This window comes from Streptomyces sp. NPDC051310, from assembly GCF_044455245.1.
Taxonomy (GTDB): Bacteria; Actinomycetota; Actinomycetes; order Streptomycetales; family Streptomycetaceae; genus Streptomyces.
Genome location: NZ_JBITEO010000023.1, coordinates 100,918 through 123,287 on the forward strand (window position 1 = coordinate 100,918; position 22,370 = coordinate 123,287).

Genomic DNA, 22,370 nt, shown 5'->3' on the forward strand with positions numbered 1-22,370 from the left:
GAGGACCAGCGTGCAGCAACATTTTGGGGGGCGACCCCCAGCCCCCCGCAGCGTGCTGCTTGCCGAGGTGGCCCAGGCCACCCAGCGGCTGGCCGACGCCGGCGTTCCCTCACCGCGCTTCGACGCGGAGGAGCTCGCCGCGTTCGTGCACGGCGTCAAGCGGGGAGAGCTGCACACCGTCAAGGACGCCGACTTCGACGCCCGCTACTGGGAGGCGGTGGCACGCCGCGAGGCCCGCGAGCCGCTGCAGCACATCACCGGGCGCGCGTTCTTCCGCTACCTGGAGCTCCAGGTGGGGCCGGGTGTCTTCGTCCCCCGCCCGGAGACCGAGTCGGTGGTCGGCTGGGCCATAGACGCGGTGCGGGCGATGGACGTCGTCGAGCCGCTCATCGTGGACCTGTGCACCGGCTCCGGCGCCATCGCGCTCGCCATGGCCCAGGAGGTGCCGCGCTCGCGCGTGCACGCCGTGGAGCTGTCCGAGCAGGCCCTGGTGTGGGCGCGCAAGAACGCCGAGGGGTCCAGGGTCACCGTCCACCACGGCGACGCCCTGACCGCCCTGCCGGAGCTCGACGGCCAGGTCGACCTGGTCATCTCCAACCCGCCCTACATCCCGCTCACCGAGTGGGAGTACGTCGCGCCCGAGGCCCGCGACCACGACCCGGAGATGGCGCTCTTCTCCGGCGAGGACGGCCTCGACACGATCCGCGGCATCGAACGCACCGCCCACCGCCTGCTGCGCCCCGGCGGCCTCGTCGTCGTCGAGCACGCCGACACGCAGGGCGGCCAGGTCCCGTGGATCTTCAACGAGGAGGCCGGCTGGACCGACGCCGCCGACCACCCGGACCTGAACAACCGCCCGCGCTTCGCGACCGCACGCAAGGCGACGCCATGACGAAGCACGTGTACGAGGAGGCCTGCTAAATGGCTCGGCGATACGACTGCAACGACGCGACCGACCGCACGACCGGCCTGCGCGAGGCCGCGTCCGCCGTTCGGCGCGGCGAGCTCGTCGTGCTGCCCACCGACACCGTGTACGGGATCGGCGCGGACGCCTTCAGCGCGGAGGCCGTCGCCGACCTGCTGGAGGCCAAGGGGCGCGGGCGCAACATGCCCACCCCGGTCCTCATCGGGTCGCCGAACACCCTGCACGGCCTGGTCACCGACTTCTCCGAGCAGGCGTGGGAGCTCGTCGACGCCTTCTGGCCCGGCGCGCTGACGCTCGTCACCAAGCACCAGCCGTCCCTCCAGTGGGACCTGGGCGACACCCGCGGCACCGTCGCGATCCGGATGCCGCTGCACCCGGTCGCCATCGAGCTGCTCACCGACGTCGGCCCGATGGCCGTGTCGTCGGCGAACCTGACCGGCCACCCCTCGCCCGAGGACTGCGACGCCGCGCAGGGCATGCTCGGCGACTCGGTGTCGGTGTACCTGGACGGCGGGCCCACCCCGGGCAACGTCCCGTCCTCGATCGTCGACGTCACCGGCAAGGTGCCGGTCCTGCTGCGCGCGGGCGCGCTGTCCGCGGACGAGCTGCGCAAGGTGGTACCCGATCTCGAGGTGGCCAATTGACCGCCCCTGAGGGGCGTGGCATAGGCGGCACGGAGAACACCTTCCGCATCCTCCACGTCAGCACCGGCAACGTCTGCCGCTCGCCGATCACCGAGCGGCTGACCCGCCACGCCCTCAGCGACCGCCTGGGCGACCCCCTGGGCGGCGGCCTGATCGTGGAGAGCGCGGGCACCTGGGGCCACGAGGGCGCCCCCATGGAGGCCAACGCCGAGCTGGTCCTCGCCGACTTCGGCGCGGACCCGAGCGGCTTCACGGGGCGCGAGCTGCTCGACGAGCACGTGATCCGCGCGGACCTCGTCCTGACGGCGACCCGCGACCACCGGGCGCAGGTCATCTCGATGGGCCACAGCGCGGGGCTGCGCACCTTCACCCTGAAGGAGTTCACCCGCCTCGTCCGGGCCATAGACCCGGCGACGCTGCCGGACCCCATGTCGGACGGCGTGGTCGAGCGCGCCCGCGCCCTGGTCCGCGCGGCGGCGGCCCTGCGCGGCTGGCTGCTGGCACCGAGCGCGGAGGCCGACGAGGTGAACGATCCGTACGGGGCGCCGATCACGTTCTTCCGCTCGATCGGCGAGGAGATCCAGCAGGCGCTGGACCCCGTGGTGACGGCCATGACGGGCGTGCCCACGCGGCGGTGACCGGAGCGGGCGGGACCACGGGGCGCGCGGGGGCGCGGGGGCCTACATTGGATCTGACGGGGCCCGTCCACGCCAGGAGCCACTGATGTCGGTCACCGCTGCTGCCACCGGCGCGCATCCCGCCGCGTACGGTCCGGACGTCGACGCGCTGCGCCGGCAGGACCCCGAGATCGCCGACGTCCTGACCGGCGAGACGCAGCGGCAGGCCGACGGCCTGCAGCTGAACGCCGCCGAGAACTTCGTCTCGCCCGCCGTGCTCGCCGCGCTGGGCTCGCCGCTCGCGAACAAGTACGCCGAGGGCTACCCCGGCAACCGCTACCACGGCGGGTGCGAGTACGCCGACACCGCCGAGCGGATCGCCGTCGAGCGGGCGGCCGCGCTCTTCGGCGCCGAGCACGCGAACGTACAGCCGCACTCCGGCTCGTCGGCCGTCCTCGCGGCGTACGCGGCGCTGCTGCGCCCGGGGGACACCGTGCTGGCCCTGGGCCTGCAGCACGGCGGGCACCTGACGCACGGGTCGCCCGCCAACTTCTCCGGGCGCTGGTTCGACTTCGTCCCGTACGGCGTGGACGCCGAGACCGGGCTGATCGACTACGAGCAGGTCCGGGTCCTCGCCCACGAGCACCGGCCCAAGGCGATCGTCTGTGGCTCGATCTCGTACCCCCGGCACCTCGACTACGCCGCCTTCCGCGAGATCGCCGACGAGGTCGGGGCGTGCCTGATCGCGGACGCCGCGCACCCCATCGGGCTCGTCGCGGGCGGTACGGCCCCGAGCCCGGTGCCGTACGCCGACGTCGTGTGCGCGACCACGCACAAGGTGCTGCGCGGGCCCCGCGGCGGCATGGTGCTGTGCGGCGCGGAGCTCGCGGAGCGCATCGACCGCGCGGTGTTCCCGTTCACGCAGGGCGGCGCGCAGATGCACACGATCGCGGCGAAGGCGGTGGCGTTCGGCGAGGCGGCCGGCCCGGGGTTCGCGGAATACACCCGCCGTGTGGTGGCGAACGCGCGGGCGCTCGCGGTCGCGCTGGCCGGCGAGGGGTTCCTGATCACCACCGGGGGCACGGACACCCACCTGATCACCGCCGACCCGGCGCCGCTGGGTGTCGACGGACGCCTCGCCAAGGCCCGTCTGGCGGCCTGCGGCATCGTGCTGGACACCTGCGCCCTGCCGTACGGCGACGGGCGCGGCATCCGGCTCGGCACGGCCGCGGTGACCACCCAGGGCATGGGCGGCCCGGAGATGGAGCGCATCGCCGGGCTGTTCACGGAGGCGCTGCGCACCGACGCCGGGGCGGCCGGCGCGATCCGTACCGGCGTGCGTGAACTGGCCGGGAACTTTCCCCCGTATCGGGGGTAGCGGGGCCGGGCGGCGCGGCCGTGGAACCGCGACGGCCCCCCTGGTGTCCTTCAGCACAGGTCCACCGGGACTAGGGTGTGGGGCTGAGATGGCCAGCGATTCCTGTGGGGCAGCCCGTGCGTGATTACCTGCTGACGCTCTGTGTCACGGCCGCGGTGACCTATCTGCTGACCGGTCCGGTGCGGAAGTTCGCCATCGCGGCCGGCGCGATGCCGGAGATCCGCGCCCGGGACGTGCACCGGGAGCCGACGCCGCGGCTCGGCGGCATCGCCATGTTCTTCGGGCTGTGCGCGGGCCTGCTGGTCGCGGATCACCTGCAGAACCTCAACAGCGTCTTCGAGCTGTCGAACGAACCGCGTGCGCTGCTGTCCGGTGCCGCGCTGATCTGGCTGATCGGCGTCCTGGACGACAAGTTCGAGATCGACGCGCTGATCAAGCTCGGCGGCCAGATGATCGCCGCGGGCGTGATGGTGATGCAGGGTCTGACGATCCTGTGGCTGCCCATCCCGGGTGTCGGCACGGTCGCGCTCACCCAGTGGCAGGGCACGCTGCTGACCGTCGCGCTGGTCGTCATCACCATCAACGCGGTGAACTTCGTCGACGGCCTCGACGGGCTGGCGTCCGGCATGGTGTGCATCGCCTCGGCGGCGTTCTTCCTGTACGCGTACCGCATCTGGTTCAGCTACGGCATCGAGGCCGCGGCGCCCGCGACGCTCTTCGCGGCGATCCTGATGGGCATGTGCCTGGGCTTCCTGCCGCACAACATGCACCCCGCCCGGATCTTCATGGGCGACTCCGGGTCGATGCTGATCGGCCTGATCCTCGCTGCCTCCGCCATCTCGATCACCGGCCAGGTGGACCCCGACGCGCTGAAGATCTTCGAGGGTTCGACCCGCCAGGCCACGCACGCCGCGCTGCCGGTCTTCATCCCGCTGCTGCTGCCGCTGACCATCATCGCGATCCCGGTGGCGGACCTGGTCCTGGCGATCGTGCGCCGCACCTGGAACGGGCAGTCGCCGTTCGCCGCGGACCGCGGCCACCTGCACCACCGGCTGCTGGAGATCGGGCACTCGCACAGCCGCGCGGTGCTGATCATGTACTTCTGGTCGGCGCTCATCGCCTTCGGGACGCTGGCGTACTCGGTGCACTCGGCGTCGATGTGGAGCGTGCTGGTGATCGTCGTGCTGAGCGCGATCGGTCTGGTGCTCCTGCTGCTGCCGCGCTTCACGCCGCGGGCCCCGCGCTGGGCCGAGTCGTTCGTCCCGCCGCGCTACCGTCGCCGGAAGGCGGCGCCCGCGGCCGGCCGGCCGTCCCCGGCGCCGGACGGCGAGGGGGCCGAGGGGGAGCCGGAGCGCGTGCAGGTGCCGGCGGGTGTCAACGGGGCGACCGCCCTGGGCGCCCGTTCCGCCCTCCACGAGCGGCGGAAGGCCGGAACGCGCGGTTGACGAAAACCGCAGACGGGTCCATTACCAGACATAGGGCCCCGCTGTCGCGCACACACGCGCAGGGTCACTCTCATGTGTGAGAGTCAGCACACCTCTGGGTAAAGACCTATTCAAATAGTTTGTGATACCGTTCACGAGTACCCGGCGACAGCGCCGAAGGGCCGCAGTGCGACGGTCCCTCGGCCCCGAGACCACACCTCGGACCGGGCTTACGCTCGTCCATGACGACACCACTGCCCCCACCAGCAAGCGGAGATGCCGCCATGCCGTCCAACGACGCCCGCACCCTCCTGCACACCGCCGTACCCGCCTCTGCCGCCGGCGCCGTCGCGACCGTCGTCAGCGGCGTGGTCGCCGGTGGCAAGGGAGCCGTCGGCGCCGTCGTCGGCACCCTCGTGGTCGTCGTCTTCATGGGCATCGGGCTGGTGGTGCTCCAGCGGACGGCGAAGTCGCTGCCGCAGCTGTTCCAGGCCATGGGTCTGATGCTCTACACGGCCCAGCTGCTCGTGCTCTTCATCTTCCTGACGTTGCTCAAGGGCACCACGCTGTTCGACTTCAAGGCCTTCAGTCTCACGCTGCTGGCGACGACCGTCGTCTGGGTCGCGGCGCAGGCGCGTGCGTACATGAAGGCCAAGGTCCTCTACGTCGAGCCCGAGAAGACGGGATCCACGACGTGAGAGGTAGGGCCGGGATAAATGCGTGTTCGGGATGCTGCTATCGTCCGGTGCCAACTGCGGCACTGCGGGCGCGGGCATCCGAGCTGACGCCTGTCCCAGCGCGAGGCTCGACGCCGAACCGCCGCCCCCTTATCCGTAAGACCAGTCCAGTGCCGAACCGCGGCTGCGTGCCGCGCCGACACAACGAGGTTGCCGTACCTATGCGCCACGCTGAAGGAGCCCGCGGTGAGTGCTGACCAGACGCTTGCCTTCGACCCGAGCTGTCACATCTTCACCGGATGCGGCTTCCCGGCGCCGGGCCTCCACACGTTCATGTACGAGCCCATCGCCACCATCGGCGGCTTCGAGCTGACCAAGCCGATGCTGCTGGCCCTGCTGGGCTCGATCCTGATCGTCGGGTTCTTCTGGGCCGCCTTCGCGAAGCCGAAGCTCGTCCCGGGCAAGCTCCAGATGGTCGGCGAGGCCGGGTACGACTTCGTGCGCCGCGGCATCGTCTACGAGATCATCGGCAAGAAGGACGGCGAGAAGTACGTCCCCTTCATGGTGTCGCTGTTCTTCTTCGTCTGGGTCATGAACCTCTGGTCGATCATTCCGCTCGCCCAGTTCCCGGTCACCTCGCTGATCGCCTTCCCGGCCGGTCTGGCCCTGATCGTCTACGTGATGTGGGTCAGCCTCACCTTCCGCAAGCACGGCTTCGTCGGTGGCTGGAAGAACATCACGGGTTACGACAAGTCCCTCGGCGCGATCCTGCCGCTGATCGTCTTCCTCGAGTTCTTCTCGAACCTGATCATCCGGCCCTTCACGCACGCGGTGCGACTGTTCGCGAACATGTTCGCCGGCCACCTGCTGATCGTGATGTTCTCGCTCGCGAGCTGGTACCTCCTGAACGGCATCGGCATCGCCTACGCGGCCACGTCGTTCGTCATGGTCGTCGTGATGACCGCCTTCGAGCTCTTCATCCAGGCCGTCCAGGCGTACGTGTTCGTCCTGCTGGCGTGCAACTACGTTCAGGGCGCGCTCGCCGAGCACCACTGACGGCCCGGGCCCCGGCCCACCCCAAACCACCAGACGTCCGGTGGCCAACCCCCACCGGATCCTTGAAAGAGAAGGAAGAACCGGCATGTCCGCTCTCGACAACCTCGCCGCTGTCACCGGAAACGTCGCCTCCATCGGCTACGGCCTCGCCGCCATCGGCCCCGGCGTCGGCGTCGGCATCATCTTCGGTAACGGCACCCAGGCCCTCGCCCGCCAGCCCGAGGCGGCCGGTCTGATCCGTACCAACCAGATCATGGGTTTCGCCTTCTGTGAGGCGCTCGCCCTCATCGGCATCGTCATGGGCTTCGTCTACCCGTCCGCCTGATCCGGACCGGCAGACCAACCCCTTTCACGGAAGGCACTGATGTGAACGCTCTGTTCCTTGCGGCAGCGGAGGAGCCCCAGCCTCCTCTGATCCCGCATCTCGACGAGCTCGTCATCGGCCTGATCGCCTTCGTCATCGTCTTCGGCTTCCTGGCCAAGAAGCTCCTCCCGAACATCAACAAGGTTCTGGACGAGCGTCGCGAGGCCATCGAGGGCGGCATCGAGAAGGCCGAGTCGGCCCAGATCGAAGCCCAGAGTGTGCTGGAGCAGTACAAGGCTCAGCTCGCCGAGGCCCGTCACGAGGCCGCGCGGCTGCGTCAGGAGGCGCAGGAGCAGGGCGCCGCGATCATCCAGGAGATGAAGGCGGAGGGCCAGCGCCAGCGCGAGGAGATCATCGCGGCCGGCCACGCCCAGATCGAGGCCGACCGCAAGGCCGCGGCGACCGCGCTGCGCCAGGACGTGGGCAAGCTCGCCACCGACCTGGCCGGCAAGCTGGTCGGCGAGTCCCTCGAGGACGTCGCCCGCCAGAGCCGCACCATCGACCGCTTCCTCGACGAGCTCGAGGAGAAGGCCGAGGCCGCCCGATGAACGGAGCGAGCCGCGAGGCACTGGCTGCCGCACGTGAGCGTCTCGACGCGCTGACCGACAACACCTCGGTCGACGTGGCGAAGCTCGCCGGCGAGCTGGCCGCCGTTACCGCGCTGCTCGACCGCGAGGTGTCGCTGCGTCGGGTCCTGACCGACCCGGCGCAGGCCGGCGAGGCCAAGGCCGAGCTGGCCACGCGACTGCTGAGCGGTCAGGTGGGCGGCGAGACCGTCGACCTGGTCTCCGGCATGGTCCGTTCCCGCTGGTCGTACTCGCGTGACCTGGTCGACTCGCTGGAGGAGCTGGCGAACACCGCCGACCTCACGGCGGCGCAGAAGGCCGGCTCGCTGGACGACGTGGAGGACGAGCTGTTCCGGTTCGGCCGGATCGTCGCGTCCAGCACCGAGCTGCGGGCGGCTCTGACCGACCGGGCGGCCACCGTGTCCGCCAAGGTCGAGCTGCTGCGCGGCCTGCTCGGCGGCAAGACCGTTCCGGCCACGGAGCGGCTGGTCGTCCGTCTTGTGACGCAGCCGCGTGGACGTAGCCTGGAGGCGGGACTCGAGTCCCTGTCCAAGCTCGCCGCGGGGCGCCGGGACCGGATGGTCGCGGTCGTCACCTCGGCCGCGCCGCTCAGCGACCAGCAGAAGCAGCGCCTCGGCGCCGTGCTGGCGAAGCTGTACGGCCGGCAGATGCACCTGAACCTGGACGTGGACCCCACGGTCCTCGGCGGGATCTCGGTGCGGGTCGGCGACGAGGTCATCAACGGCACCGTCGTGAACCGCCTCGACGAGGCGGCCCGGCGACTGGCCGGCTGACCAGGCCACAAACTCAACAAGCGTTACCTACGGCCCGGTTGGGCCGTGCACAGGATGCAGAAGTTCTGGGGGGAGCCCCCAGATCCCCCAAAGAAACTTCGGGCCCAACAAGGAGAGCAGGGAACCCAGATGGCGGAGCTCACGATCCGGCCGGAGGAGATCCGGGACGCGCTGGAGAACTTTGTCCAGTCGTACAAGCCGGACGCGGCCTCGCGCGAGGAGGTCGGTACGGTCAGCCTTGCCGGCGACGGCATCGCGAAGGTCGAGGGTCTGCCCTCGGCCATGGCGAACGAGCTGCTGAAGTTCGAGGACGGCACCCTCGGCCTCGCCCTCAACCTGGAGGAGCGCGAGATCGGTGCCATTGTCCTCGGTGAGTTCAGCGGCATCGAGGAGGGCCAGTCGGTCACCCGCACCGGCGAGGTCCTGTCCGTCGCCGTCGGCGAGGGCTACCTGGGCCGGGTCGTCGACCCGCTCGGCAACCCGATCGACGGCCTCGGCGAGATCGAGACCAGCGGCCGTCGCGCCCTTGAGCTGCAGGCCCCCACGGTCATGCAGCGCAAGTCGGTGCACGAGCCGATGGAGACCGGCTACAAGGCCGTCGACGCGATGACCCCGATCGGCCGTGGTCAGCGTCAGCTGATCATCGGCGACCGCCAGACCGGCAAGACCGCCCTGGCCGTCGACACGATCATCAACCAGCGCGACAACTGGCGCTCGGGCGACCCGAAGAAGCAGGTCCGCTGCATCTACGTCGCCATCGGCCAGAAGGGCTCCACCATCGCGTCCGTGCGCGGTGCGCTGGAGGAGGCCGGCGCCCTGGAGTACACGACCATCGTCGCCGCCCCGGCGTCCGACCCGGCCGGCTTCAAGTACCTGGCGCCCTACACCGGCTCCGCCATCGGTCAGCAGTGGATGTACGAGGGCAAGCACGTCCTCATCGTCTTCGACGACCTGTCGAAGCAGGCCGACGCCTACCGCGCCGTGTCGCTGCTGCTGCGCCGCCCGCCGGGCCGCGAGGCGTACCCGGGTGACGTCTTCTACCTGCACTCGCGTCTGCTGGAGCGCTGCGCCAAGCTCTCCGACGAGATGGGTGCCGGTTCGATGACCGGTCTGCCGATCGTCGAGACCAAGGCGAACGACGTGTCGGCGTTCATCCCGACCAACGTCATCTCCATCACCGACGGCCAGTGCTTCCTGGAGTCCGACCTGTTCAACGCCGGCCAGCGCCCGGCCCTGAACGTCGGTATCTCGGTCTCCCGCGTCGGTGGCTCCGCCCAGCACAAGGCCATGAAGCAGGTCTCCGGCCGCCTCCGTGTGGACCTCGCCCAGTTCCGTGAGCTGGAGGCGTTCGCCGCCTTCGGTTCCGACCTGGACGCCGCGTCGAAGGCCGCCCTGGAGCGCGGTAAGCGCATGGTCGAGCTGCTGAAGCAGCCGCAGTACCAGCCGATGTCGACCGAGAACCAGGTCGTCTCCGTCTGGGCCGGTACCACGGGCAAGATGGACGACGTCCCGGTCAACGACATCCGCCGCTTCGAGCGCGAGCTGCTGGACTACCTGCACCGCGACCACAAGGGTCTGATGACGTCGATCCGCGAGGGCGGCAAGATGTCCGACGACACCCTCTCGTCCGTCGCGGACGCCATCACCGCGTTCAAGAAGCAGTTCGAGACGTCGGACGGCAAGCTGCTGGCCGAGGACGCGCCGGCCGCCGTCAACGTCTCGAAGTGACGACGGAAGGGACCTGACTCATGGGAGCGCAGCTCCGGGTCTACAAGCGTCGCATCCGGTCCGTCACCGCGACGAAGAAGATCACCAAGGCGATGGAGATGATCGCCGCCTCGCGCATCGTCAAGGCGCAGCGCAAGGTGGCGGCCTCCACGCCGTACGCGACCGAGCTCACCCGCGCGGTCACGGCGGTGGCGACCGGATCGAACACCAACCACCCGCTGACCACGGAGGCGGACAACCCGACCCGTGCCGCGGTCCTGCTCGTCACGAGCGACCGCGGTCTGGCCGGCGGCTACTCCTCCAACGCCATCAAGCAGGCCGACCGGCTCATCGAGCGGCTGCGCGGCGAGGGCAAGGAGGTCGACACGTACATCGTCGGCCGCAAGGGTGTCGCCTACTACGGTTTCCGTGAGCGGAAGGTCACGGAGTCGTGGACCGGCTTCACCGACAGCCCGAGCTACGCGGACGCCAAGAAGGTGGCCGCGCCGCTCATCGAGGCCGTCCAGCAGGACACCGCCGAGGGTGGCGTCGACGAGCTGCACATCGTCTTCACGGAATTCGTGTCGATGATGACGCAGACGCCGGTGGACAACCGGATGCTGCCGCTCAGCCTCGAGAAGGGCACGGACGAGACGGGTAAGGGCGAGATCCTTCCCCTGTTCGACTTCGAGCCGTCGGCGGAGGACGTCCTCGACGCCCTGCTGCCGCGGTACGTCGAGAGCCGGGTCTACAACGCCCTGCTGCAGGCCGCCGCCTCCGAGCACGCGGCCCGTCGCCGGGCGATGAAGTCGGCGACCGACAACGCGGGCGAGCTGATCAACTCGCTCTCGCGCCTTGCCAACGCGGCCCGCCAGGCCGAAATCACCCAGGAAATCAGCGAGATCGTCGGTGGCGCCAGCGCCCTGGCCGACGCGACCGCGGGGAGTGACAAGTAATGACGACCACTGTTGAGACGGCCGCCGCCACGGGCCGCGTCGCCCGGGTCATCGGCCCGGTCGTCGACGTGGAGTTCCCCGTCGACGCGATGCCGGAGATCTACAACGCGCTGACGGTCCAGGTCGACGACCCGGCCGAGGAGGGCAAGCGGAAGACGCTGACGCTCGAGGTCGCGCAGCACCTCGGTGACGGCATCATCCGTGCCATCTCCATGCAGCCCACCGACGGCCTGGTCCGCCAGGCCCCGGTGACCGACACGGGCGCGGGCATCTCCGTCCCGGTCGGCGACTTCACCAAGGGCAAGGTGTTCAACACCCTCGGTGAGGTGCTGAACGTCCCGGAGGAGAACGCCAACGTCGGTGAGCGCTGGCCGATCCACCGCAAGGCCCCCGCCTTCGACCAGCTCGAGTCCAAGACCGAGATGTTCGAGACCGGCCTGAAGGTCGTCGACCTTCTCACCCCGTACGTCAAGGGTGGAAAGATCGGTCTGTTCGGTGGTGCCGGTGTCGGCAAGACCGTGCTGATCCAGGAAATGATCATGCGTGTCGCCAACCTCCACGAAGGCGTCTCCGTCTTCGCGGGCGTCGGCGAGCGCACCCGTGAGGGCAACGACCTCATCGCGGAGATGGAGGAGTCCGGCGTTCTGGACAAGACCGCCCTGGTCTTCGGCCAGATGGACGAGCCCCCGGGCACCCGTCTGCGCGTCGCCCTCGCCGGTCTGACCATGGCGGAGTACTTCCGCGATGTGCAGAAGCAGGACGTGCTCTTCTTCATCGACAACATCTTCCGGTTCACCCAGGCCGGCTCCGAGGTGTCCACCCTGCTCGGCCGTATGCCGTCCGCGGTGGGTTACCAGCCGAACCTGGCGGACGAGATGGGTCTGCTGCAGGAGCGCATCACCTCGACGCGCGGTCACTCGATCACCTCGATGCAGGCGATCTACGTCCCCGCGGACGACCTGACCGACCCGGCCCCGGCCACCACCTTCGCCCACCTCGACGCGACGACGGTTCTGTCCCGTCCGATCTCGGAGAAGGGCATCTACCCGGCCGTGGACCCGCTGGACTCGACGTCCCGGATCCTGGACCCGCGCTACATCGCGCAGGACCACTACGAGGCCGCCATGCGCGTCAAGGGCATCCTGCAGAAGTACAAGGATCTCCAGGACATCATCGCGATCCTCGGTATCGACGAGCTGGGCGAGGAGGACAAGCTGGTCGTCCACCGTGCCCGTCGTGTCGAGCGCTTCCTGTCCCAGAACACCCACGCGGCGAAGCAGTTCACCGGCGTGGACGGTTCGGACGTGCCGCTCGACGAGTCGATCGCCGCGTTCAACGCGATCTGCGACGGCGAGTACGACCACTTCCCCGAGCAGGCCTTCTTCATGTGCGGTGGTCTCGAGGACCTGAAGAAGAACGCCAAGGAGCTGGGCGTCTCCTGAGCATCGTGCTCATGAAGGGGGCGGGTCCGTCCCGCCCCCTTCCGTACGCCCCGTAGAATTGACCCAACACCCGGCCGGGCGGCCGGGTGGTGACCCGAGGAGCCACCCTTGGCTGCTGAGCTGCACGTCGAGCTGGTCGCCGCGGACCGCAGTGTCTGGTCCGGCGAGGCCACCCTGGTCATCGCGCGCACCACCTCCGGCGACATCGGCGTCATGCCCGGCCACCAGCCGCTGCTCGGTGTGCTGGAGTCTGGCCCGGTGACCATCCGTACGAGTGAGGGCGGGACCGTCGTCGCCGCCGTGCACGGCGGTTTCATCACCTTCGCGGACAACAAGCTCTCGCTGCTCGCGGAGATCGCCGAGCTGGCGGACGAGATCGACACCCAGCGCGCCGAGCGTGCGCTGGAGCGCGCGAAGGCGGATTCGGACGCCGCGGCCGAGCGCCGTGCCGACGTCCGGCTGCGTGCGGTGGCGACGGCGGTACGCTGACGCGCCGCGCGCCGACAGTTGTGCCCTCAGCCGCGGCCCGGGCTGGAACCATCCAGACCGGGCCGCGGCTGAGGCGATGCAGGTGCAGGTTGTGATCCGAAACGGATCCCGGTACGGGACGATGCGAGGAGGTCGGTGGAGATGTTCCTCGCTCTGCTTGTGAGCGCCCTGGTCGTCGCCCTGGTGGTGATCGGGCTCTTCCTGTTCGGACTGCGCCGGCGCCTGATCCAGCGCTCCGGCGGCACCTTCGACTGCAGCCTGCGCTGGAACGTGCCGGAGGGCGGTGACCTGTCCGGCAAGGGCTGGGTGTACGGCGTCGCCCGCTACGGCGGGGACCGCGTCGCCTGGTTCCGGGTCTTCTCGTACGCGCCCCGGCCGCGCCGGATCCTGGAGCGCTCGGGCATCGAGGTGCTGGCGCGCCGGATGCCGGAGGGCGAGGAGGAGCTGGCGCTGCTGTCCGACTCGGTGATCCTCGGGTGTCTGCACCACGGCACGCGGCTGGAGCTGGCGATGAGCGAGGACGCGCTCACCGGCTTCCTGGCCTGGCTGGAGGCGGCGCCGCCCGGCCAGCGGGTGAACGTGGCGTAGGAACGACGAGCGAGGAGCCGCACCCGGAAGGGTGCGGCTCCTGCTGTTCACCGGGGTTCTCCCGTGGGGGCTACTTCAGGCCGCTGCTGATCGCACCGACCAGTTCACCGTTGCTGGTGTCGCCGCTGAACTCCCAGAAGAACGCGCCGCCCAGGCCCTGGCTCTTGGCCCAGGCCATCTTGGAGGTCACGGTGGCCGGGGTGTCGTAGCTCCACCAGTTGGTGCCGCAGTGGGCGTAGGCCGTGCCGGCGACGGTGCCGTTGGCCGGGCAGGACGTCTTGAGGACCTTGTAGTCCTCGATGCCCTGCTCGTACGTGCCGGCCGCCGGGCCCGTCGCGGTGCCGCCGGGCTCCTTCTGCGTCACGCCGGTCCAGCCGCGGCCGTAGAAGCCGATGCCGAGGAGCAGCTTGGCGGAGGGGACGCCCTTGGCCTTGAACTTGGCGATGGCCTCGGCGGAGTTGAAGCCGGCCTGCGGGATGCCGGGGTACGAGGTGAGCGGGGAGTGCGGGGCCGTCGGGCCCTTCGCCGCCCAGGCGCCGAAGAAGTCGTAGGTCATCACGTTGTACCAGTCGAGGTACTGCGCGGCGCCGCCGTAGTCGGCGGCGTCGATCTTGCCGCCGGAGGAGGCGTCCGCGGTGACGGCGGCGGTGACCAGGTTGTTCGCGCCGAACTTCGCCCGCATGGCCTGCATCATGTTCCTGAAGGCCGCCGGACCGCTGGTGTCGCAGGTCAGGCCGCAGGCGTTCGGGTACTCCCAGTCCAGGTCGATGCCGTCGAAGACGTCGGCCCAGCGCGGGTCCTCGACCAGGTCGTAGCAGGACTGGGCGAAGGCGGTCGGGTTCTTCACGGCGTCGGGGAAGCCGCCGGACCAGGTCCAGCCGCCGAACGACCACAGCACCTTGATGTGCGGGTACTTGGCCTTGAGCTTGCGCAGCTGGTTGAAGTTGCCGCGCAGCGGCTGGTCCCAGGTGTCGGCCTTGCCGTCGACGGACTGGTCGGCGGTGTACGCCTTGTCGTAGTCGGCGTAGGCGTCACCGATCGTGCACTTGCCGCCCTGGACGTTGCCGAAGGCGTAGTTGATGTGCGTGATCTTCGACGCGGAGCCGGACGTCACCAGGTTCTTGACGTGGTAGTTGCGTCCGTAGACGCCCCAGTTGGTGAAGTACCCGAGGTTGACCTTGGCGCCGGGGCCGGGGCCCGGGTCGGTGCCGCCGCCGGTGGTGCGCACCGCGCGGGAGCCGCTGACCGCACCGGTCTGGCCGGCGGTGTCGCGGGCCTGGACCGCGTACGAGTAGTCCGTGCCGGCGGTCAGGCCGGTGTCGGTGAACGTCAGGCCGGTCACGGTGGCGACCTTGGCGCCGTCGCGCAGGACGTCGTAGTTCTTGACGCCCTTGTCGTCGGTGGCCGCGGTCCAGCTGAGCTTCACCGAGGTGTCGGTGACGTCGGAGGCGGCGGGGGTGCCGGGAGCGGAGGGCGGGGCGTCCCCGGGGACCTCGGGGCCGCCGTCGCACGAGCCGCCGTTCAGCTTGCAGCCGGCGGGGGAGCCGGTCCCGGTGCCGTTGAAGCCGAAGGAGACGGAGGCGCCGGGGGCGAGCGTCCCGTTCCAGCCCAGGTTCTTGGCGGTCCAGTGGGTGCCGCTGCTGGTGACGGTGGCGTCCCAGGCGGAGGTGACCGACGTGCCGGAGGGGAAGTCCCACTCGACGGTCCAGGAGGAGAGGGCGGTGGTGCCGGTGTTCTTCACCGTCCACTTGCCCTCGAAGCCGGAGCCCCAGTCCGAGACCTTGGTGTAGGTGGCGGTCGCGGAGGTGGCGGCTTGGGCGGGGGTGGCGAGGCCGACCATGGCGGCCAGGGGGAGCAGCAGCGCGGTGACGCCCGCGGCCGCTCTCGTTCTGAATCTGCTCAACGGTGCTCCTGTAGTCGCGGACGGGCTAGGTGGGTCGACCCGTGAACAGTTGCGTGCCGCGAGAGTAGGAAGGTCTGGACCAATCGTCAATAGGTCCAGACCATTGTGCCGACGGTGCCGCCAGGTCGCCGCCGCCCGCCGGTCAGACCCCCAACTCCTGCGCGAGCACCGCCGCTTGGACCCTGCTGCGCAGCTCCAGCTTCCCCAGCAACCGGCTGACGTGCGTCTTCACCGTCGCCTCCGCCATGTCCAGCCGTACCGCGATCTCCGCGTTCGACAGCCCCTCGCCCAGACAGGACAGCACCTCGCGCTCCCGCCGCGTCAGCACGTCGAGCACCGCGGGGTCGGGCGTGCGCCGGCCGCGCACCGGCCTCGCCGGCGCGGCGAACTCGGCGATCAGGCGCCGGGTCACCGCGGGGGCGATGAGTCCCTCGCCGCGCGCCACCGTCCGCACCGCCTCGATCAGGTCCTTCGCCTCCGTGTTCTTCAGCAGGAACCCGGCCGCTCCGGCGCGCAGCGCCCCGAAGACGTACTCGTCCAGGTCGAACGTCGTCAGCACGAGCACGTCGGCCAGGGCCTCGCCGACCACCTCCCGGGTGGCCGACACGCCGTCGAGCCGTGGCATCTGAATGTCCATCAGCACGAGGTCGGGCCGCAACTCCCGGGCGAGCCGCACCGCCTCCTCGCCGTCGCCCGCCTCCCCGACCACCTCGATGTCCGCGGCGCTGCGCAGGATCAGCACCAGGCCGGCGCGCACCGCGCTCTGGTCCTCCGCCACGAGCACGCGGATCGGCGCGTGCGGAATCCTCGTCATGCCGACGGCTCCTTGTCGTCCTCCGTCACGGGCAGCTCCGCCCGTACCCGCCAGATCCGCGCGCCCCGCTCCTCGGCCGGGCCCGCCTCGAACACGCCGCCCAGCAGGGCGATCCGCTCCCGCATCCCCACCAGGCCGGCGCCCGACCCCGGCGCCCGCGGCCCCGGCCGGCTGCCGTACGGGCTCGTCACCTCGACCGTGAGCGCATGGTCGGCCGACCTCAGGGTGACGGCGACCTCGCCGGAAGCGGCGTGCTTGAGCGCGTTGGTGAGCGACTCCTGCACGATCCGGTACGCCGCGAGCTCGACGGGCGCCGGCAGCGCCGTGTCCGGTGCGCGGTCGTCGGCCAGCCGGAACGTCAGACCGCTCCCCGCACCGCTCGTGCGCGCCTGGCGCACCAGGGCGTCGAGTCCGTCGAGGGTCGGGGCGGCCGCGGGCTCGTCGTGCTCGCCGCTGTCGCGCAGCAGTCCGATGAGGCGTCGCATTTCGGCCAGCCCCTCGACGCTGTTCTCCCGGATGACACCGAGCGCGTCGCGCGAGGTGTCCGGGTCGTCCAGCGACAGCGCCGCGGTGGAGTGGATGGCGATCGCGGACAGGTGGTTGGCCACCATGTCGTGCAGCTCGCGGGCCATCCGGGCCCGTTCGGCGATGACCGCCTGCCTGCGGTCCATCTCGGCCAGCAGCGCCGTCTGCTCCGCCCGCAGCCGGGCTGTGTCGGCGGCCTCGCGGTGGTTGCGCACGACCGCGCCGGTGATCGCCGGGAAGAAGGTGATCAGGGCCGTGACGACCCCGATGAGCAGCGCCTCGGGCCGGCGATACCAGGCGAGGAAGCCGAGCGTCACCGCGACGGTGATCAGTCCGGTGGTGACCGGGATGCGGCGGGCCGAGGCGGGCGTGCCGTACACGACGGCGGCGTACACGATGTCGGCGAACATCACGACCGTCAGCAGATTGCCCCGGGTGAACTGGTCCGCGACCACCGCGGCCGTCCCCGCGAGCAGGGCCGTGCGCGGCATCGTCCGGCGCACCAGCGCCACCGCGGTCAGTGCGAGCAGCGGGATCAGCACCACCGGGCCGGCGGGCAGCCCGGTGCCCGGTCCCTGTGTGTGCAGCCCGAACGACCACAGCACCAGCCCGCAGGCGAGTCCGGCGGCCGCGATCAGCACGTCGTCGCGATGCGTACGGGGAAGTCTCACCCGGCCATCCAACACGGTCCTCCGGCCGCGGGCCTCGCCGCGCGGACGGAGGGCGGACTACATCGAAGGATGCAGTACCGATTCGTCACCGGAGACGACGGATCGGCGCCCGGCCGGCGGAATGCTGGAAGGCGTGCCGAAGGGAGAACTGCCGTGATCGTCGCGCTGATCATCATCTGCGAGGTCGGCTTCTGGGTCCTGCTCGCCGCGGGCCTGGCCGCCCGCTACGTGCTGAGGATGCCCCGCACGGGCGCGGCGATCCTGCTGTGCGAACCGCTGCTGGAGGTGGTGCTGCTGATCGCCACCGCCGTCGACCTGAGGAACGGCGCGGAACCCAGTGCGAAGCACGGCCTGGCCGCGCTGTACATCGGCTACACCGTCGGCCACGGCCACCGCACCGTGAAGTGGCTCGACGGCCACGCCGCCCACCGCCTCGCCGGAGCCCCCCGCCCGCCCGCGCCCCCGCGCTACGGCATGGCCCGCGCCCGCTACGAGGGCCGGCTCTGGCTGGGCACCCTGGTGGCGGCGGCGGTCGCCACCGCCCTGCTGTGGCTCGCGATGGAGTACGTGGGCGACGCCAGCCGCACCGGGTCGCTGCGGAACTGGATGGGCGTCGCGTGGCGGGCGGCCGGCATCCACGGCCTGGTCGCCCTCACGTACGCGATCTGGCCGAGGAAGGCCCCCGCACCGGACGGGGAGCGCGAACCGGTGCGGGTCGAGCGCCGCTAGCGGGTGTCCTGCCGATCAGGCTGGATCGGTGCGGTGCCGGGCGCCGCGAGCCCGGCGTGATCGGCAGGGCACCCCGCAGGGCTCAGCGCTCGCCGCCGGGTACCCACAGCACGTCGCCGACCGCCTTGTTCGCCGTCCGGGCCAGGATGAACAGCAGGTCGGACAGGCGGTTGAGGTACGTCGCCGTCAGGGCGTTCATGGTGTCGCCGTGCACCTCCAGCGCGGCCCACGTGGAGCGCTCGGCGCGGCGGACCACCGTGCACGCCTGGTGCAGCAGCGCGGCGCCCGGGGTGCCGCCGGGGAGGATGAACGAGCGCAACTTGTCCAGGTCCTCCAGGAAGCGGTCGCAGTCCGCCTCCAGTTTGTCGATGTACGACTGCTCGACCCGCAGCGGCGGGTACGCGGGGTCCGGCACGACCGGCGTCGACAGGTCCGCGCCCACGTCGAAGAGGTCGTTCTGGACGCGGACGAGGACCTTGACGACCTCCTCGTCGAGGCTGCCCAGCGCGATCGCCGTACCGATGACGGCGTTGGCCTCGTTGGCGTCGGCGTACGCCGCGATGCGCAGATCCGTCTTGGCGGTCCGGCTCATGTCGCCGAGCGCCGTCGTGCCCTTGTCGCCGGTGCGCGTGTAGATGCGCGTCAGATTGACCATACGGCCAGCCTAGTTACGCTCCCGCCTTCCGGAACACTCGTGTGCCCACCGTCACGGACAGCGCCGCGAACCCGGCGGCGACGAGCACTCCGGAGAGCATCGCGCCGCTCGTGTAGTCGCCCACGTACCCCGCCCGCACCGCGTCCACCAGGTAGCGGAACGGCATGAGGTGGGAGAGGGCGTCGAGCCAGGCGGGGGCCAGGGCCATCGGCAGCATCAGTCCGGACAGCAGCATCGACGGCATGCTCACCGCGTTGACGACGGGCCCGAACTCCTGCGGCTTGGACACCTTCAGCGCCAGCGCGTACGACAGCGAGGCCAGCGCGACCGTGAGGACGGCGACGAACGCGAACCCGATCAGGACCCCGCCCAGCGGCGCCCGCAGCCCCATCGCCACGGCGGCGAGCACGAGCAGCACCGCCTGGAAGACGAAGACCGCGGCGTCCCGCAGGACCCGCCCGAGCAGCAGCGCCAGCCGGCCGACCGGGGTGACCCGCATCCGCTCGACGACCCCCATCTGCTTTTCGATGATGATCGCGAACCCGGCGAACGAGGCGCCGAAGAGGCCGAGCTGCAGCAGCAGCCCGGGGACGAGGACCTGCCAGGAGTCGCCAGGCGTGCCCAGCGGCAGGCCGGTGAGGAGCGGGCCGAAGAAGAGCAGGTACAGCAGCGGCATCAGCACGCCGAAGAGCAACTGGAACTTCGAGCGCAGCGTCTGCCGGGCGTACCGCCCGAAGACCAGCGCGGTGTCGTGGAACAGCACGGGGAACTCCTAGACGGCCACGGGGGCCTGGTCGGCGGGTGCCGGGCCGCGCCCGGTGATGGCGAGGAAGGTGTCCTGGAGCGACGCGTCGGCCGACCCGGCGTGGCGCTCCTTGAGCGCGGCCGGTGTGCCCTCGGCGACGACCGCGCCCCGGTCGACGACGACGAGCCGGTCGGACAGCTCGTCGGCCTCGTCGAGGTAGTGGGTGGTGAGGAAGACGGTCGTGCCGTACGTGTCGCGCAGCCGCCGCACCAGCCGCCACAGGTCGGCGCGGCTGCCGGGGTCGAGGCCGGTGGTCGGCTCGTCGAGGAACAGGACGTCCGGCCGGTGGGTGAGCCCCATGGCGATGTCGAGCCGCCGCCGCTGCCCGCCGGAGAGCGCCGCGCACGGGCGGTCCAGCAGTCCGGTGAGGCCGAGCTCCTCGGCCAGCTCGTCCGCGCGGGCGGCCGCCTGCGCCGCGGAGAGGCGGTAGAGCCGGCCCTGGGTGACCAGTTCCTCGCGTACGGAGACGGAGAGGTCGACGCCGCCGGACTGGGCGACGTACCCGATCCTCCGCCGTACGCCGGCGGGGTCGGCGACCAGGTCGTGGCCGGCGACCGTGGCGGCGCCGCCGGTGGGCGGGAGCAGCGTGGTGAGCATGCGCAGGGTGGTGGTCTTGCCGGCGCCGTTGGGGCCGAGGAAGCCGAGGATCTCGCCCGCCTCGACGGTGAGGTCGATGCCCCGTACGGCTTCGACCGGTCCGTTGCGGCCGCGGAAGGTGTGGGCGAGTCCGGCGGTGCTGATGATTGCCATGGCCCCAGAAAATCAAAGTCACTTAAATTTTGCAACGACACCAAATTTTCAGTGCGCCCAACGAAGCTAGGATGAGGGCATGACGGCGACCGAGGGGCTGAGAGAGCGCAAGAAACGGCAGACGCGGCAGCACATCTCCGATGTGGCCACGGGCCTGTTCCTGGAGCGCGGCTTCGACGCCGTGACGATCGCCGAGATCGCCAGGGCCGCCGACGTCTCCGTCAACACGGTGTACAACTACTTCCCCGCCAAGGAAGACCTCTTCCTCGACCGGGGCAAGGGGATCGTCGACCGGGTCGCCCGCTGGGTGCGCGGCCGGCGGGCGGGCGAGTCCGCCGCCGAGGCGGTCCTGCGGGAACTGCGGGAGGCGGTCGAGACGCTCTCGCACACCGTGGGCCTCTTCGACGGCTACGCGGACTTCATGAAGGTGATCATCGAGGCGGAATCGCTGCGCTCCCGGCTCTGGGCGATCCAGCAGGAGAGCCTCCATATCCTGGAGCTCACCGTGCGCAAGGAGGTCGGCGCGGGGGAGGGCGACCTGCTGCCCGGCCTGGTCGCCGGTCAGCTGAACTGGCTGCACGCCACCCTCATGGGGTGGATCTCCGCCGAGATGCTCAAGCGCCGCGACCCCGCCGAGGTGTCCCGCGAAGCGCTCGTCCTCCTCGACGAGATGGAGGAACTCCTCGGCGACAAGGTGCTCTCCTACGCGGTCCGCTCCAACTGAGCCTCCCCGCCCCGGTCTCACCCCGTGGCCCGAACCGGTGTGATGTCCGTCATCTGAGACGTGACGCGCATCTCTTCGCCGCCACACCGGCGCCGCCGGGCGCTAACCTCCCGCCGAAGAGCCGAATAATTGGGCGTACCCCCATGCCGTCAGGCGTCGGGGGCAGGGGCGTTAAGGGGTAGATCGTGGCCAGGAAGCTCGCCGTCATCGGAGCCGGACTCATGGGGTCCGGAATCGCGCAGGTCTCGGCCCAGGCGGGCTGGGAGGTCGTGCTGCGCGACGTCACCGACGCGGCCCTGACCCGTGGCACCGACGGCATCAAGGCGTCGTACGACAAGTTCGTCGCCAAGGGCCGGCTCGACGCCGCCGACGCGGAGGCCGCGCTCGCCCGGATCACGACGACCACCGACCTCGACGCGGCCGCCGACGCCGACATCGTCGTCGAGGCGGTCTTCGAGAAGCTGGAGGTCAAGCACGAGATCTTCCGCACGCTCGACAAGCTCGTGCGCGACGACGCCGTCCTCGCCTCCAACACCTCCGCCATCCCGATCACCAAGATCGCGGCCGTGACGGAGCGCCCGGAGCGCGTCGTCGGCACCCACTTCTTCTCGCCCGTGCCGATGATGCAGCTGTGCGAGCTGGTCCGCGGCTACAAGACGAGCGACGAAACCCTCGCCACCGCCCGCGAGTTCGCCGAGTCCGTCGGCAAGACCTGCATCGTCGTCAACCGTGACGTCGCCGGTTTCGTCACCACCCGGCTCATCTCCGCGCTCGTCGTCGAGGCGGCCAAGCTGTACGAGTCGGGCGTCGCGTCCGCCGAGGACATCGACATCGCCTGCAAGCTCGGCTTCGGCCACGCGATGGGGCCGCTCGCCACCGCGGACCTGACGGGCGTCGACATCCTGCTCCACGCCACCAGCAACATCTACACCGAGTCCCAGGACGAGAAGTTCGCGCCGCCGGAGCTGATGCGCCGGATGGTGGACGCGGGTGACATCGGCCGCAAGAGCGGGCAGGGCTTCTACAAGCACTGAGCCACGTCCCGAGCGGGCGGTCAGCCACCGCCGACCGTTTCGCCATCACCCCACGGGGTGAATTCGGTATCGGTTCGCTTACAGGCGGCAACTTCCGGCCCGGTCCGGCAGTCAGTTGTTGCATAGAAAGACG

Annotated in this window: 24 protein-coding genes; 18 read left to right on the forward strand and 6 right to left on the reverse strand. The window is 70.5% G+C overall.

The window, feature by feature from the left end:
* Window positions 1–10 precede the first annotated feature (10 nt).
* From prmC to ACIA79_RS27675, 15 genes are all read left to right on the forward strand, one after another.
* Window positions 11–892: a peptide chain release factor N(5)-glutamine methyltransferase gene (gene prmC / locus ACIA79_RS27605; protein ID WP_399431055.1), complete on the forward strand. Its 882-nt coding sequence runs from the start codon at window positions 11–13 to the stop codon at window positions 890–892.
* 29 nt (window positions 893–921) lie between these two features.
* Entirely contained in the window at window positions 922–1,569 is a 648-nt protein-coding gene (locus tag ACIA79_RS27610; RefSeq protein ID WP_399431056.1) for an L-threonylcarbamoyladenylate synthase, read from the forward strand.
* A complete protein-coding gene (locus tag ACIA79_RS27615; protein WP_399431057.1) occupies window positions 1,566–2,207 on the forward strand; it encodes a protein-tyrosine-phosphatase in 642 nt (213 codons plus the stop codon). Before ACIA79_RS27610 ends, ACIA79_RS27615 begins: the two co-directional genes overlap by 4 nt.
* A gap of 85 nt (window positions 2,208–2,292) precedes the next feature.
* Entirely contained in the window at window positions 2,293–3,564 is a 1,272-nt protein-coding gene (gene glyA / locus ACIA79_RS27620; RefSeq protein WP_399431058.1) for a serine hydroxymethyltransferase, read from the forward strand.
* 116 nt (window positions 3,565–3,680) lie between these two features.
* Window positions 3,681–5,009 carry an undecaprenyl/decaprenyl-phosphate alpha-N-acetylglucosaminyl 1-phosphate transferase gene (locus ACIA79_RS27625; protein ID WP_399431059.1) on the forward strand — a complete coding sequence of 443 codons (1,329 nt, stop codon included), beginning with the start codon at window positions 3,681–3,683 and terminating at the stop codon, window positions 5,007–5,009.
* Window positions 5,010–5,272: 263 nt separating this feature from the next.
* Window positions 5,273–5,686 carry a hypothetical protein gene (locus ACIA79_RS27630; protein ID WP_399431060.1) on the forward strand — a complete coding sequence of 138 codons (414 nt, stop codon included), beginning with the start codon at window positions 5,273–5,275 and terminating at the stop codon, window positions 5,684–5,686.
* Window positions 5,687–5,911: 225 nt separating this feature from the next.
* Complete coding sequence (gene atpB, locus ACIA79_RS27635) at window positions 5,912–6,721, forward strand: F0F1 ATP synthase subunit A (RefSeq protein WP_031073814.1); 810 nt, start codon at window positions 5,912–5,914, stop codon at window positions 6,719–6,721.
* 85 nt (window positions 6,722–6,806) lie between these two features.
* Complete coding sequence (gene atpE, locus ACIA79_RS27640) at window positions 6,807–7,046, forward strand: ATP synthase F0 subunit C (protein WP_031073813.1); 240 nt, start codon at window positions 6,807–6,809, stop codon at window positions 7,044–7,046.
* A gap of 41 nt (window positions 7,047–7,087) precedes the next feature.
* Window positions 7,088–7,633 (forward strand): F0F1 ATP synthase subunit B, encoded by a 546-nt coding sequence (locus tag ACIA79_RS27645; RefSeq protein ID WP_031073811.1) that lies wholly within the window; start codon window positions 7,088–7,090, stop codon window positions 7,631–7,633.
* On the forward strand, window positions 7,630–8,445 hold the full coding sequence (locus ACIA79_RS27650; protein WP_399431061.1) for a F0F1 ATP synthase subunit delta: 816 nt from the start codon (window positions 7,630–7,632) through the stop codon (window positions 8,443–8,445). Before ACIA79_RS27645 ends, ACIA79_RS27650 begins: the two co-directional genes overlap by 4 nt.
* A gap of 129 nt (window positions 8,446–8,574) precedes the next feature.
* Window positions 8,575–10,173: a F0F1 ATP synthase subunit alpha gene (gene atpA, locus ACIA79_RS27655; RefSeq protein ID WP_399431062.1), complete on the forward strand. Its 1,599-nt coding sequence runs from the start codon at window positions 8,575–8,577 to the stop codon at window positions 10,171–10,173.
* A 20-nt stretch (window positions 10,174–10,193) separates the two neighbouring features.
* On the forward strand, window positions 10,194–11,108 hold the full coding sequence (locus ACIA79_RS27660; RefSeq protein ID WP_399431063.1) for a F0F1 ATP synthase subunit gamma: 915 nt from the start codon (window positions 10,194–10,196) through the stop codon (window positions 11,106–11,108).
* On the forward strand, window positions 11,108–12,550 hold the full coding sequence (atpD, locus tag ACIA79_RS27665; protein WP_399431064.1) for a F0F1 ATP synthase subunit beta: 1,443 nt from the start codon (window positions 11,108–11,110) through the stop codon (window positions 12,548–12,550). Before ACIA79_RS27660 ends, atpD begins: the two co-directional genes overlap by 1 nt.
* 108 nt (window positions 12,551–12,658) lie before the next feature.
* Window positions 12,659–13,039: a F0F1 ATP synthase subunit epsilon gene (locus ACIA79_RS27670; protein ID WP_399431066.1), complete on the forward strand. Its 381-nt coding sequence runs from the start codon at window positions 12,659–12,661 to the stop codon at window positions 13,037–13,039.
* Between the two features lie 141 nt (window positions 13,040–13,180).
* Window positions 13,181–13,627 (forward strand): DUF2550 domain-containing protein, encoded by a 447-nt coding sequence (locus ACIA79_RS27675; RefSeq protein ID WP_399431067.1) that lies wholly within the window; start codon window positions 13,181–13,183, stop codon window positions 13,625–13,627.
* 70 nt (window positions 13,628–13,697) lie between these two features.
* Here the strand turns inward: ACIA79_RS27675 and ACIA79_RS27680 are convergent, their stop codons facing one another.
* The 3 genes from ACIA79_RS27680 to ACIA79_RS27690 form a co-directional block, all read right to left on the reverse strand.
* Window positions 13,698–15,467, reverse strand: a complete 1,770-nt coding sequence (locus ACIA79_RS27680) for a glycosyl hydrolase family 18 protein (protein WP_399431088.1) — start codon at window positions 15,465–15,467, stop codon at window positions 13,698–13,700.
* 205 nt (window positions 15,468–15,672) lie between these two features.
* Window positions 15,673–16,344 (reverse strand): response regulator, encoded by a 672-nt coding sequence (locus ACIA79_RS27685; protein ID WP_399431068.1) that lies wholly within the window; start codon window positions 16,342–16,344, stop codon window positions 15,673–15,675.
* Window positions 16,341–17,540 (reverse strand): sensor histidine kinase, encoded by a 1,200-nt coding sequence (locus tag ACIA79_RS27690; protein WP_399431069.1) that lies wholly within the window; start codon window positions 17,538–17,540, stop codon window positions 16,341–16,343. The genes ACIA79_RS27685 and ACIA79_RS27690 overlap by 4 nt, the downstream gene beginning before the upstream one ends.
* A 153-nt stretch (window positions 17,541–17,693) precedes the next feature.
* Here ACIA79_RS27690 and ACIA79_RS27695 point away from each other — a divergent pair, with 153 nt between their 5' ends.
* Window positions 17,694–18,269: a hypothetical protein gene (locus tag ACIA79_RS27695; protein WP_399431070.1), complete on the forward strand. Its 576-nt coding sequence runs from the start codon at window positions 17,694–17,696 to the stop codon at window positions 18,267–18,269.
* An 82-nt stretch (window positions 18,270–18,351) separates the two neighbouring features.
* Here the strand turns inward: ACIA79_RS27695 and ACIA79_RS27700 are convergent, their stop codons facing one another.
* The 3 genes from ACIA79_RS27700 to ACIA79_RS27710 are packed head-to-tail and all read right to left on the reverse strand — an operon-like array spanning window position 18,352 to window position 20,479.
* Window positions 18,352–18,924 carry a cob(I)yrinic acid a,c-diamide adenosyltransferase gene (locus tag ACIA79_RS27700; RefSeq protein ID WP_399431071.1) on the reverse strand — a complete coding sequence of 191 codons (573 nt, stop codon included), beginning with the start codon at window positions 18,922–18,924 and terminating at the stop codon, window positions 18,352–18,354.
* Window positions 18,925–18,937: 13 nt separating this feature from the next.
* A complete protein-coding gene (locus tag ACIA79_RS27705; protein WP_399431072.1) occupies window positions 18,938–19,687 on the reverse strand; it encodes an ABC transporter permease in 750 nt (249 codons plus the stop codon).
* Window positions 19,688–19,696: 9 nt separating this feature from the next.
* Complete coding sequence (locus tag ACIA79_RS27710; RefSeq protein WP_399431073.1) at window positions 19,697–20,479, reverse strand: ABC transporter ATP-binding protein; 783 nt, start codon at window positions 20,477–20,479, stop codon at window positions 19,697–19,699.
* 79 nt (window positions 20,480–20,558) lie between these two features.
* Here ACIA79_RS27710 and ACIA79_RS27715 point away from each other — a divergent pair, with 79 nt between their 5' ends.
* The gene (locus ACIA79_RS27715) at window positions 20,559–21,203 is read left to right on the forward strand and encodes a TetR/AcrR family transcriptional regulator (protein WP_399431075.1); all 645 of its coding nucleotides are present in this window, start codon (window positions 20,559–20,561) and stop codon (window positions 21,201–21,203) included.
* Window positions 21,204–21,388: 185 nt separating this feature from the next.
* Window positions 21,389–22,237 carry a 3-hydroxyacyl-CoA dehydrogenase family protein gene (locus ACIA79_RS27720; protein ID WP_391813637.1) on the forward strand — a complete coding sequence of 283 codons (849 nt, stop codon included), beginning with the start codon at window positions 21,389–21,391 and terminating at the stop codon, window positions 22,235–22,237.
* Window positions 22,238–22,370 lie beyond the last annotated feature (133 nt).